At 72.9% G+C, this 12,165-nt stretch carries 11 protein-coding genes; 7 read left to right on the top strand and 4 right to left on the bottom strand.

Translation table 11 applies throughout. From position 1 onward, the window contains the following. Nucleotides 1–423: 423 nt before the first annotated feature. The 7 genes from ACH5A8_RS33410 to ACH5A8_RS33380 all read left to right on the top strand — a co-directional run bounded on the left by ACH5A8_RS33410 (nucleotide 424) and on the right by ACH5A8_RS33380 (nucleotide 7,947). The gene (locus ACH5A8_RS33410) at nucleotides 424–1,356 is read left to right on the top strand and encodes an FG-GAP repeat domain-containing protein (protein WP_399007753.1); all 933 of its coding nucleotides are present in this window, start codon (nucleotides 424–426) and stop codon (nucleotides 1,354–1,356) included. A 151-nt stretch (nucleotides 1,357–1,507) separates the two neighbouring features. Then, a complete protein-coding gene (locus ACH5A8_RS33405; protein ID WP_399007752.1) occupies nucleotides 1,508–1,909 on the top strand; it encodes a hypothetical protein in 402 nt (133 codons plus the stop codon). Next, a complete protein-coding gene (locus tag ACH5A8_RS33400) occupies nucleotides 1,906–3,699 on the top strand; it encodes a helix-turn-helix domain-containing protein (RefSeq protein WP_399007751.1) in 1,794 nt (597 codons plus the stop codon). The genes ACH5A8_RS33405 and ACH5A8_RS33400 overlap by 4 nt, the downstream gene beginning before the upstream one ends. A gap of 193 nt (nucleotides 3,700–3,892) precedes the next feature. Then, nucleotides 3,893–5,245 (top strand): diaminopimelate decarboxylase, encoded by a 1,353-nt coding sequence (locus tag ACH5A8_RS33395; protein ID WP_399007750.1) that lies wholly within the window; start codon nucleotides 3,893–3,895, stop codon nucleotides 5,243–5,245. Nucleotides 5,246–5,314: 69 nt separating this feature from the next. Continuing rightward, nucleotides 5,315–5,443, top strand: a complete 129-nt coding sequence (locus tag ACH5A8_RS33390) for a hypothetical protein (RefSeq protein ID WP_399007749.1) — start codon at nucleotides 5,315–5,317, stop codon at nucleotides 5,441–5,443. Between the two features lie 108 nt (nucleotides 5,444–5,551). After that, the gene (locus ACH5A8_RS33385; protein WP_399007748.1) at nucleotides 5,552–6,889 is read left to right on the top strand and encodes a dicarboxylate/amino acid:cation symporter; all 1,338 of its coding nucleotides are present in this window, start codon (nucleotides 5,552–5,554) and stop codon (nucleotides 6,887–6,889) included. Nucleotides 6,890–7,053: 164 nt separating this feature from the next. After that, nucleotides 7,054–7,947 (top strand): NAD-dependent protein deacetylase, encoded by an 894-nt coding sequence (locus ACH5A8_RS33380; RefSeq protein WP_399007747.1) that lies wholly within the window; start codon nucleotides 7,054–7,056, stop codon nucleotides 7,945–7,947. A gap of 29 nt (nucleotides 7,948–7,976) precedes the next feature. Here the strand turns inward: ACH5A8_RS33380 and ACH5A8_RS33375 are convergent, their stop codons facing one another. The 4 genes from ACH5A8_RS33375 to ACH5A8_RS33360 all read right to left on the bottom strand — a co-directional run bounded on the left by ACH5A8_RS33375 (nucleotide 7,977) and on the right by ACH5A8_RS33360 (nucleotide 11,810). Continuing rightward, on the bottom strand, nucleotides 7,977–9,539 hold the full coding sequence (locus ACH5A8_RS33375) for an MFS transporter (protein WP_399007746.1): 1,563 nt from the start codon (nucleotides 9,537–9,539) through the stop codon (nucleotides 7,977–7,979). A 52-nt stretch (nucleotides 9,540–9,591) separates the two neighbouring features. Next, the gene (locus tag ACH5A8_RS33370) at nucleotides 9,592–10,197 is read right to left on the bottom strand and encodes a TetR/AcrR family transcriptional regulator (RefSeq protein WP_399007745.1); all 606 of its coding nucleotides are present in this window, start codon (nucleotides 10,195–10,197) and stop codon (nucleotides 9,592–9,594) included. A 99-nt stretch (nucleotides 10,198–10,296) separates the two neighbouring features. Beyond that, complete coding sequence (locus ACH5A8_RS33365) at nucleotides 10,297–10,611, bottom strand: ferredoxin (protein WP_399007744.1); 315 nt, start codon at nucleotides 10,609–10,611, stop codon at nucleotides 10,297–10,299. Next, nucleotides 10,608–11,810 carry a cytochrome P450 gene (locus tag ACH5A8_RS33360; RefSeq protein ID WP_399007743.1) on the bottom strand — a complete coding sequence of 401 codons (1,203 nt, stop codon included), beginning with the start codon at nucleotides 11,808–11,810 and terminating at the stop codon, nucleotides 10,608–10,610. The genes ACH5A8_RS33365 and ACH5A8_RS33360 overlap by 4 nt, the downstream gene beginning before the upstream one ends. Nucleotides 11,811–12,165: the final 355 nt, after the last annotated feature.

Genomic DNA, 12,165 nt, shown 5'->3' with positions numbered 1-12,165 from the left:
GGGCGCCGGCGCTTCCCCGACCTCCCGCCCGCTGCGGTGGCGGTGCATGACGACTCGGCCGGCGCCTCGACGGACGCGGCCTTTCCGGTCGGCAGGAGGTCGTCCGCGGTCACGGGCAGGCCGGGCCCCCGTGCCCCTCACGCCTGGAGTGACGAGCCCACCCCCGGCGGCGGGCCTGCCGACGATCGGCCGTCGGGGCGGGCCGGCTTCGACGCGCCGACCGGCCCGTTCGTGACGGTGAGTCCGGAAATGGTTGCACGGCTCATGTTTCACTTACGTCCCACTTCTGTAGCACTTTCGTGCCAGGGGCAAATCTGGTTGACGCGTGAAGGACACGTGTAAATGATCGTCGGGTATCCCTGGGTCTCACCGGGCCGCACGACGGTCCGCGATCCAATCCTCACGACCAACTGGAGGGCCCACGTGGCCAAAAGTTCCGGCCTGAACACGCGCCGCACGGTGGCGCGTGTCACGGCTGCGGCACTCACCGCCGCTCTGGTGGCGACCGGCGCGAGCTCCGCCTTCGCCGCCGACGCGTCCGGAAGCCGTTCCGCTTCGAAGGCTCTCGACGCCAAGCCGTCGGGCGCCGCGAAGTCCGGCATCCGTGCGGGGCTCGGCAACACCCAGATCAACCCCCTGTTCGGCGTGGACAGCGCGGGCGAGCTGTGGGAGAACGACCCCAACTTCGAGGGCGGTCTGGACTCCCGTTACGACACGGGCGGCAGCGGCTGGCAGTACACCAGCTTCATGACGCAGGTCGACCAGGACTCCGACGGCTTCTCCGACGGCATCTGGGACGTGACCAGCGGCAAGCTGTCCTACACCGAGTGGAACACTTCCACGAACACGGTGATCGGCAGCGGCTGGAACATCTACAACCGGGTGTTCTCGGCCGGCAACCTCGGCGGCGCCGGCGCCGACGACCTGCTGGCCCGGGACGGCTCCGGTGTCCTGTGGCTGTACCTCGGCTACGGCAACGGCAAGCTGACCCAGCGCTACAAGGTCGGCTCCGGGTGGAACGCCTACGACGAGATCACCGGCAAGGGCGACCTGACCGGTGACGGCAAGGACGACATCGTCGCCCGGGACAGCTCGGGTGTGCTGTGGCTCTACAAGGGCACCGGCGACTACAAGGCCCCGTTCGCGTCCCGCGTGAAGATCGGTGGCGGCTGGAACACGTACAACAAGCTGATCTCCGTCGGTGACATCGACATCGACGGGATAACCGACCTTGTCGCCCGCGACAAGACCGGCGCGCTGTACCTGTACAAGGGCACCGGCAACGCCGCCGCCCCGTACGCGTCCCGCGTGAAGATCGGCAACGGCGGCTGGAACACCTACCGCATCCTGTTCTGATCCCACCGCCTTCCTCGAGGGCACAGGAACGGGCCGCTCCCTTCGCCGGGGGCGGCCCGTTTCGCTCGCTCCTCGCGCCGCCGCACCGGCTGACGCACACTGTTCATCCAGGAGCGGAATCCCCTCGCACGGCAGGTGCGTCGGCACCGGCATGACTGTGGGAGCGACCAGGTCCTACGCCCGTGTCACCGAGCAGTCCGGCGTGGCCCACCCCGTGGAGCTCGCGGCCATCGGCGACGAGAAGAACCTGGCCGACACGGTCCGCCGTCACCGCGACGCGGGCGCCACCGAGGTCGTCGTCACGGCGGGCGAACTCGGCGGTCCGGACGACCGGTTGCGCACCTGGGAGGCGCTCGGCGAACTGGCCCGACCCGCCGGCCACGGGGCTCTCGGATGTCGCGGCCCGCCCCGGCCATCCCCCTCGGCGCCGTCGGAATCGTCGCCGAGGGCCGTCGGGGCCCTGGCCGGCTCACACGTGTCCCGGACGGATGCCGTCTGCGACGATGACGGCGGGGATCGCCGGGCGTGCGAGGGCGGGAGGATGGGCCGGTGAACGAGACGGCGCGGGCCGACGGGGCTCCTGGCGGGAGCGCGGACGCCGCGAGCCTTCGTGCCCTGCTGTCCTTCGACGACGTGGAGGCCGTACGCCTGCTGTGCGCGCCGGCCGGTCAGGACGTGCCGATCGGTCATGTGGCCGTGGGCCTGGACGACTTGCGGCCGGGCCGGGAGAACGCCCTGCTCCTGGCCGTCGGGGCGCCCGCCCTGCCCGAGACGGTCCGGCAGGCCGCGCGGCGCGGGGCCTCGGCCGTGGTGCTGAGCGGCCCCGAGCACACGGACGAAGCGGCCGACGCACAGGCGCGTGCCGGACTGGTCGCGGCCGCCGAGGAGACCGGCGTCGCCCTGCTCGTGCGCGCCGAGGGCGCCGACTGGGCCCAGACCGCGGCACTGCTGCGCAGCGCCCTGTCCTACGCCGTCGCCGGACACCCCGGCCCGGCCGGTGCGCCGACCGCGGACCCGGGCGCGGTCTCCTCGCTCGCCGCGCTGGCGGCGCGCGTGGCCGCCCAGGTGGGCGGCTCCATCACCATCGAGGACACGCGGTTGCGGGTCCTGGCCCATTCCGCCACCGGGGAGACGGCCGATCCGCTGCGCCGCACCACGATCCTCGGCGGCCGGGTGCCCGCGTGGCGGGTCGCCGAGCTGCGCCACAGCGGCCTGCTGCGCGCCCTGTGGACCTCCGCCGAGGTGATCCACCGGCCTGCCGACGCGAACGGTCCCGAGCGGCTGGTGGTCGCGGTGCGCAGCGGGCGGGAGGTGCTGGGCTCGATCTGGGCCGCGGCCGACGGCGGCGCGCTGGCTCCCGACGCCGCCGGGCATCTGCGGTCCGCCGCCGCGCTGGCGGCTCCGCTGCTGGCCGGCGAGCGGCTGCGGGAGAGCGGCACGGTGCGGCGTCGGGAGTCCGCGCTGCGCGGTCTCCTGAGCGGTTCGGGAGACCGGCGCACGCACGCGTGGGCGCTGGGCCTGTCCCCCGGCACGGCGTGCGCGGTCGTCGTGGCCGAGCGCCGTGCGGCGGACGCCGACCGGGGGCTGGAGGTGCTGGCCCTGCGGGCCGCGGCGTCGCGTCCGGGCACCGAGGTGCTGCGTGAGGATGCCCGTCTGGTGCTGCTGGTCGTCTGCGGTCCGCCTCCGGGCGACCGCGACGCCAGGGGCCGGAACGGGGCCGAGGACGGGGTCAGGAACCGGGGCCGGGACGATCGGGAACAGGGGGTGAACCGGGGCCGGGACGATCGGGAGCAGGGGGTAGGGAAGGACGAGGAGGAGGTTCTCGCCCTCGTCCGCGAGCTGGACCTGCTGGCCAACGCCGTGCCCGATGCCGCTCCGGTGTGGCTGGGGGCCGGTCCGGTCGTCCCGTCGGTGCGGGCCGCTCGGTCCCGTGAGCGCGCCGATCTCGTGGTGAGGGCGCTTCGGGAGCGGGAGGCGCGCGCCGTGGCCGCCGGGCGTCCCCTGCCGCCGCGCCACTCCGGTGCGGCCGGGGTGGGCACGACGCTGGAGGCCCTGCGCATGCTGGACGCGCTGCGTCCGGTGTGGGAGACGGGCGCGGGGCCGGTGCACGAGTTCGTGCGGGCGGACGCGGCCGCGGGTGGTGAGCTGCTGCGGAGTCTGGCCGCCTTCCTCGATTCCGGGGGCGATGTCGCGGCCGCCGCGCGGCGGCTCGTCGTCCATCCCAACACCCTGCGTTACCGGCTCAGGCGGGTACGCGAGCGGCATGGTGTCGACCTGGACGATCCGGACACCCGGCTGCTGGTCACCGTGGCCGCCCGGCTGGCCGCTCCCCCGCCGGCGTGAGCGGCCCGGTCGCGTCGGCGCCGCGCGTCCGCTTCGTGTTGTGCGGGTGTACGAAGGAGTCCTCCGGCTTTGTGGGGTGGTCTGAAGACGTGCCCTGCGGCCGGGCGCGACGCTGGTGCCCGGTCCGTCGCCCGGGCGAGGCTCGCGTGCGACCGAGCCCGTGATGTCGCCGTTCCAGCGAGGAGGCCCGTGGATGCCCGATTCCGACACCGTTCCCGGCCGGCTGCCCGTCGAGCGTGCCCTGCGGCAGGCCGTGGCCGAAGGGATCCTCGGTCCCGCGAACCCCGTGGCCGGGTTCATCGACGTCCGAGGCGTGCGCGACAGTGTGGCCGGGCTGCACGCGGCGTTCACACGTGTGCCGGAGGTGCTGCACACGTTCGCGGTGAAGGCGTGCTCCCTGGTGCCGGTGCTGCGTCTGCTGCGCGAGACGGGCATGGGATGCGAGGTCGCGAGCCCCGGCGAACTGCGGCTGGCGCTGGACGCGGGTTTCCCGCCGGAGCGCATCGTGCTCGACGCGCCCGCCAAGACGCGTGCGGAGATCGCGGAGGCGCTCGCTCTGGGGGTCGCGGTGAACGCCGACAATCTCGACGAGCTGGAACGGATCGGGGCCCTGCGTCCGCCCGGCTGCGCCTCCGTGCTGGGGTTGCGGGTCAATCCGCAGGTCGGCGGCGGGTCCATCGGGGCCATGAGCACCGCGACCCGGCACTCGAAGTTCGGCGTGGCGCTGCGGGACGCGGGCGCCCGCGAGCGGGTCGTCGACGCCTTCCTCCGCCGCCCCTGGCTGACCCGGCTGCACGCGCACGTCGGTTCGCAGGGGTGTGCGCTGCCGCTGATCGCCGAGGGGCTTGCCGCCGCGTACGGGCTGGCCGAGGAGATCAACGAGCGGGCCGGGCGCCGTCAGGTCACCAGTCTCGACCTCGGCGGCGGTCTGCCGGTGAACTTCGCCGACGACAGGACGCTGCCCACCTACGCCGACTACGTCGCCGCGCTCGAGGCCGCCGAGCCGGGCCTGCTCGACGGGCGGTACCGCGTCGTCACCGAGTTCGGCCGGTCCCTGCTCGCCAAGAACGGGTTCATCGCCGCGGTCGTCGAGTACGTCAAGGACGCCGGCGGGCGGCGCGTCGCCCTCACCCACGCAGGGGCGCACATCGCCACGCGCACGGTGTTCATGCCCGAGGCCTGGCCGCTGCGGGCGTCGGCGTACGGACCGGACGGCAGCCCGAAGCGGACGCCGGTCGTGCGGCAGGACGTGGCCGGGCCCTGCTGCTTCGCCGGTGACGTGGTGGCGCACGACCGGGAGCTGCCCGAGCTGGCCGAGGGCGATCTGGTGGTGCTGCACGACACGGGCGCCTACTACTTCTCGACGCACTGGGCCTACAACAGTCTGCCGCGGCCGGCGGTGTACGGCTGCGCCGAGTCGGAGGGCCGGGTGGTGTTCGCGACGGTCCGCCGTGCGCAGACGTTGAGGGAGATCTCCGAGGAGAGCGGCCTGGCCCACGCCGACGCCCTGGTGGACTCGTTCGCGGCCGTGCGGTCGCTGTCGTGAGTCGGCGCCGACGCCGTACCCAAAGGGCGGCTTTGATGTTCTCAAAGTACAAGTGTTAACGTTTCATTTATGAAGACAGCAGCCGCGCACCGCGCCGACGCCTCCCGCGAGGCCGGGCGCGCCGTCATGGGCGTACCGCTCGTGGCGCGCCTGCACGTCGATCTCTGCCGCTGCGTGTCCGCGGCCTGTCGCGCCTGACCGCGATCCCCCGTCGCAGCGGGGCGCCGACGCCTCTTCACGGTCGCCGCTTCCTTGTCGCCCCTCGTTGCTCGTCCCTTTCCGTGCGTCCTCAGCTGGAGTGTGTCCGTGTCCGCGAACACCACCGATCCCAAGCCCGCGAAGACCGGCTTCCGGATACCCGTCCCGTTCTGGGCCCAGGTCCTGCTCGGCCTCGCCGTCGGCCTGGTCCTCGGTTTCGTCGCCCGCACCTATGACGTGTCGTGGCTGGCCACCACCCTCGACAAGGTGGGCGGCATCTTCGTACAGCTGCTGAAGCTGGCCGTGGCCCCGCTGGTCTTCTTCGCGATCATGGTGTCCATCACCAATCTGCGGAAGGTCAACAACGCGGCCCGGCTGGCCGGCCGCACCCTGCTCTGGTTCATGATCACGTCGCTGATCGCGGTGGTCATCGGCCTGGTCATCGGACTGGTCTCCAACCCCGGCTCCGGCTCCGACCTCACCGCGGCCGACGGCGCCAAGCCGGACCACGCCGGCAGCTGGCTGGACTTCCTCACCGGCATCATCCCGACGGACGTCGTCACGCCGTTCACCGAGCTCAACGTTCTGCAGATCGTCTTCATGGCGGTCGTCGCCGGCATCGCGATCCTGAAGATCGGCACGAAGGCCCAGCCGATCCTGACCCTCTCCGAGTCGGTCCTGGAGCTGCTGCAGAAGGCGCTGTGGTGGGTGATCCTGCTCGCCCCGATCGGCTCCGCGGGCCTGATCGGCCGCGCGATCGTGCAGTACGGCTGGAACCTGCTCGGCAACTACGCGACCTTCACCATCGACATCTACGTCGGCTGCGCGCTGGTCCTGTTCGGCGTCTACCCGCTGCTGCTCGCCACCGTCGCCAAGCTGAACCCGCTGCAGTTCTTCAAGGGCGCCTGGCCCGCCATCCAGCTGGCGTTCGTCTCCCGCTCCTCGGTCGGCACCATGCCGGTCACCCAGCAGGCGGCGATCCGCCTCGGCGTCCCGAAGGACTACGCGTCCTTCGCCGTGCCGTTCGGCGCGACCACCAAGATGGACGGCTGCGCGGCGATCTACCCGGCCATCTCCGCGATCTTCGTGGCGCAGATCTTCGACGTGTCGCTGGGCATCAAGGAGTACCTGCTCATCGCGTTCGTCTCGGTGATCGGTTCGGCGGCCACCGCCGGTCTGACCGGCGCGACGGTCATGCTGACGCTCACCCTGTCCACCCTCGGCCTGCCGATGGAGGGCGTGGGCCTGCTGCTCGCGATCGACCCGATCCTGGACATGATGCGCACCGCCACCAACGTCGCCGGCCAGGCCCTCATCCCGGTCCTCGTCTCCGCCCGCGAGAAGATCCTGGACCGCACGAAGTACGACAACGCGTCGGCCTCGTCGGTCGACGACCTGGAGACCGTCTACAGCGAGCCCCAGCCCGCCGCGGCGACGGCCGCCTGACGCCTCCCGCTCCCCCGCCTGGCGCGCCGAGCGCGCCGCACAGCAGTCCGCCCCGCCGACAGTGGTCGGCGGGGCGGACTGCTGTGCGGGGACGCCGGAGGGCAGGGCTCCGATACGCGGGCCGGCTCGCGGCGGGACGCTCCGCGTCGGCGTACCCTGCCCGCATGGACGTACGCGCGCTGCCCGACCCCCCGGCGGGTGCCGCCGCACCGCGGCCCTCCGCGCCGCCCGACGCCCACGGGGAGCGGACGGTGGAACGGCTCCTGGCCGCCGGGCGGGTCCTCGTGCTCAGCGGCGCCGGCATCTCGACCGAGTCCGGCATCCCCGACTACCGCGGGCCCACGGGCAGCCGCCGCCGTCACACGCCGATGACCTACCAGGAGTTCACCGGCAGCGAGGACAGCCGCCGCCGCTACTGGGCCCGCAGCCATCTCGGCTGGGAGACGATCGTCAGCGCCCGGCCGAACGCCGGGCACCGGGCGGTCGCCCGCCTCGCGGCGGCGGGGCGCGTCATGGGAGTGATCACGCAGAACGTGGACGGTCTGCACGCGGCGGCGGGCACGCGCGAGGCGGTCGAGCTGCACGGCAGCCTGCACCGGGTGATCTGCCTGACCTGCCACAACACCGTCTCACGAGCCCACCTCGACCAGCGGCTGCGGGAGGCGAACCCGGGCTTTCGCGACATCGCCGCCCGGATGAATCCCGACGGCGACGCGGAGCCGGCGCGCGAGCAGGAGGCGGACTTCCACACGGTGCCCTGCCAGGTGTGCGGCACCGGCACCCTCAAACCGGACGTCGTCTTCTTCGGCGAGAGCGTCCCGAAGCCGCGCGTCGCGCACTGCTACGAGCTGGTCGACGCCGCCTCGGCGCTGCTGGTCGCGGGCTCCTCGCTCACGGTGATGTCCGGTCTGCGGTTCGTGCGCCGCGCGGCAAAACAGGGCAAGCCGGTCGCCATCGTCAACCAGGGCCCGACACGCGGCGACGACCTCGCCGCCGTACGCCTCGACCTGCCCCTGGGCGCCGCGCTCACCGAACTCGCCGACCGTCTCGGAGCATAGGGGCCCCGCCCGGGCGCCCGGGCGGGGCCTCAGGCCGCCTTGCGTGAGCGGGCGTCGCGGTACAGCGCTTCGGACGTGGTCAGCAGTTCGCGCTGCTCCTGCTCGGAGCCCACCATCGGCTGGGACCCGTGGAGCGGCACCTGCGCGCTCTCCGGCAGGAACTTCACGGTCACCAGGCCGATGACACCGGCCGCGATCAGGTAGTAGGCGGGCATGAGGTCGTTGCCGGTGGCGCCGACCAGGGCGGCGGTGACCAGCGGGGTGGTGCCGCCGAACGCGGCGACGGCGAAGTTGAAGCCGATGCCCATGGCCGCGTACCTGACGGCGGTCGGGAAGAGCGCGGGCAGGGTGGCGGCGCTCGGCGCGGCGAAGCCGGCCAGGAGCGTGGACAGGATCAGCACGCCGAGGACCGGCGGCCAGGTGCCGTGCATCTTGATCAGCAGGAAGGCGGGCACGGCGAGGACGATCATCGCCGCCGCCGCGACCGCGTACACGGGGCGGCGGCCGACATGGTCGCTGAGCCGGCCGATGAAGGTGATGAGCAGCACGATCCACACCATGCCGATCAGCACCAGCAGGTCGGCGGAGCCGCTGGAGCGGTGCAGGGTCTCGGTCTGGTAGGTGGGCAGGTAGCCGGTCACCATGTAGTTGGTGACGTTGTAGAGCAGCACGATGCCCATGCACACCAGCAGGGCCGCCCAGTGTTCCCTGACGATGGTCCTGAACTCGCTGCCCGCCGACTTCTGGGCGAGGCTCTTCTCGTGTTCGTCCAGCTGCTGCTGGAAGGCGGGCGACTCCTCCAGCTTGAGCCGCATGTAGAGGCCGATGGCGCCGAGCGGGCCGGCGATCAGGAACGGCAGGCGCCAGCCCCAGGTGAGCATCTGGGCGTCGGTGAGGGCGAGGTTCAGGACCGTGACCAGGGCGGAGCCCAGCGCGTAGCCTACGAAGGTGCCGAAGTCGAGCCAGCTGGAGAGGAAGCCGCGCCTGCGGTCGGGCGAGTACTCGGCCACGAAGGTGGTGGCGCCGCCGTACTCGCCGCCGGTGGAGAAGCCCTGGACCATGCGGGCGAGGAGCAGGAGGACGGGCGCGGCGATGCCGATGGTGCCGTAGCTCGGGATCAGGCCGATGGCGAACGTTCCGATCGCCATCATGATCATGGTGGTGGCGAGAACCTTCTGCCGGCCCAGGCGGTCGCCCAGCGGCCCGAAGACCAGGCCGCCCAGCGGACGCACCACGAAGGCCGCGGCGAAGGTGGCGAAGGACGAGATCACCTGTGCGCCCGGGGATGCGCCGGGGAAGAACACCTTGCCGATGGTGGCCGCGAGGTAGCTGTAGACGCCGAAGTCGAACCACTCCATGCAGTTCCCGAGGGCGGAGGCGCCGACCGCCCGCCTGAGCAGCGGCGGCTCGACGACCTGGACGTCCTCCTTCCGCAGGGCGCGCCTGCTGCGCCGGAGTCTGCGGGTCAGCTCCTCGCGCACCTGCCGTGGCATCGTCGCGAGGGTCTCCCGGGGCCGCTCCGTGCCGAGGGGGTCGGTCTGTCCTTCAGGTGTCACATCCGCCACCCCACCACCTTGCCCCCGAATTCGCATTCGTAACGCGTGACGTGCCGATGAGGACGGGCGGGGCGGTACGCGGGGACCGTCAGGTCCGCGGGGCGCCCTGCCGGGCGGCGTCGATCAGGGCGCGCAGACAGGCCATGAACAGGGGATGCGTCCCAGGTGCGTCGTCGTGGCGCAGGACGGTGCCGAAGTACTGGCTCAGGGCGGCGCCCACGGCGGAGCCGATGACGGCGTTCATCGGGTGCGCCTCGGGCAGGCCAGTCGCGGCCGCCAGCGCGGGACCGGTGAGACGTACGGCTTCGGTGAGCTGGCTGCTGCCGTGCGCCTTGAGCGCGGGATTGGCCTCGAACATCGCGGTGAGCAGCGCCAGCAGTTCCGGGTCCAGGGCGTCCGCCTCGCCGGTGAGCCAGGCGTCGACGACGTCCAGGAACCCGTATCCGGGCCGGTCCTTGAAGACGGCGGTGAGCCGGGCGGCGATCTCGTCGGGCACGGACAGGGCGATGTCGTGCTTGGAGGGGAAGTACAGCGAGACCGTCCGGGGGGCGACCTCGGCGGCTTCGGCGATGTCGGCGATGGTCGTGCCGTCGTAGCCCCGCTCGGCGAACAGGCGCATGCCCGCACGCCTGATCGCCTCCCTGCGTCTGGCCTTGCTCCGCTCCCGGTGGGACGTCCTCGTCTCGCCCGTCATGGCCGTAGCGTAGTCGCGCCGGCCACGCCCGCGGCCGACGGCGGGGTGCCGCCGGCCGGGGGGGTGCGGCGTGGCGGGCGGGCCGGGGGCCCGCCGCGCTCACTCCTCGGGGGCGATCCTGGCGCCGGTGCCGCGGTGGGTCACCAGGATCGCTTCCATGGGGCAGGACTCCGCCGCGTCGATCACCTCCGGCGCCGGAGGGATGATCTCGGATGTGGGGTGCGAGGCGCCGTCGTGGACGCGGAACCGTCCGGGCGCGGTGCCCGCGCAGATGCCGGTGGCCATGCACGCCTTCTCGTCGACCCGTACACGCCACATGTCCTCGCCGGCACCGGTGTCCGGGGGCCGCCCCTCCGCGCCGTACGGACCGTCCGGGCCCGGGGGCCGCGGACCCTCGCCGGCCGGGCCGGTCATGCCTCGTCCCAGGTCACGAGCATCTTCGTGAAGCCCTTGACCTGAGTGCCGGCCTTCGGCACGAGGTCGCCGTCGGTGCCGGCCAGGCGCAGGCCCGGCAGCCGGGTCAGCAGCGTGCTCAGCGTCACGCGCAGTTCCATACGGGCCAGTTGCGCGCCCAGGCAGTGGTGCGGACCGTGGCCGAAACCGAGGTGCGAGGCCTCCTGCCGGGTCAGGTCCAGCTTCTCCGGGCAGGTGTAGACGGCGCCGTCGCGGTTGGCCGACACGTTGGAGGTGACGACCGGTTCGCCGGCGCGCACCACCCCGCCGCTCAGTTCGACGTCCTCCAGGGCGTAGCGGGCGATGCCGGCGTCGCCGAGCGGCACGAACCGCATGAGCTCCTCCACGGCCTGGGGCACGAGGTCCAGGTCGGCGCGGAGCCGGGCCAGCTGCTCCGGGTGGGAGAGCAGCGTGTACACGAAGTTGGGGATCTGGCTCGCGGTCGTCTCGTGGCCCGCCACCAGCACGCTGACGCCCATGGCCACGAGTTCGTCCTCGGTCAGGCGGTCCTCCTCGTCGCGCGCCGCCACCATCACGCCGAGCAGGTCGTCCTTGGGCTCCTTGCGCCGTTCGGCGATCAAGCCGGCCATGTACGCCGCCAGTTCGCCGACGTGACGCTCCACCTCCTCGAGGGTGAAGCGGGTGGTGGACAGGAGCGCGTCCGACCACAGACGGAACCGCGTCCGGTCCTCCAGCGGTACACCGAGCAGTTCGCAGATGACCGTGACGGGCAGGGGCAGGGCGAAGCCCGCCACCAGGTCGGCGGGCGGCCCCTGGGCGATCATGGCGTCGACGAGCCCGTCGGCGATCGCCTGGGTGCGCACTCGCAGTTCCTCCACCCGGCGGGCGGTGAAGGCCTTGGCCACCACGCGCCTGAGCCGGGTGTGCTCGGGCGGGTCGAACTCGAGGATGTTGCCGGGCAGGCCGCGGTGCCGGCGCGTCCGGGGCTCGTCCTCGGTCACCGCCCGGGCCCGGCTGAAGCGCGGATCGCCCAGGACCGTCTTCACGTCCTCGTACCGGGTCACCAGCCAGGCGGCCTCGCCGTGCGGCAGCCGCACGGGGCACAACGGCTCGCTCTCGCGGAGCTGTTCCAGACGCGGTTCGACGTACAGCTCGTCGGTCACCTCGAAGGGGTAGGGCCGGGGATTGCCGATCGTCATGAGTGCCGCCTCTCGTGGGGGGAGAGCCATCCGCACGGGACCGGGAACGCCGGCCGGTCCGCCGCGGGGCGGCCGGCTCACGGATCCGATGCCCGGACCGTCGCATTTCTCCTGTATTCGGCACCCTAGGTAAAGTTGCAGAGGCCTGCAAGATTGCTTTCGGACGCATCCGACCTGGCCGGGCGGGACGGCACGCCTCACTCCCGGCCGGGCGGAGCGGTAGGCGTCACTGACGGCCGGGGGGGGGGGGGGGCCGCGGGCCCCCCCCCCCCCCCCCCCCCCCCCCCCCCCCCCCGCGGCCCCCCCCCCCCCCCCCCCCCGGCCAACCCCGGGTGCCCCCCCCCCCCCGGCCCCC

Origin of the sequence: Streptomyces sp. NPDC018610, assembly GCF_044391765.1 — a bacterium.
Classification (GTDB): Bacteria; Actinomycetota; Actinomycetes; order Streptomycetales; family Streptomycetaceae; genus Streptomyces.
This window is presented reverse-complemented; position numbering and strand designations above follow the sequence as displayed.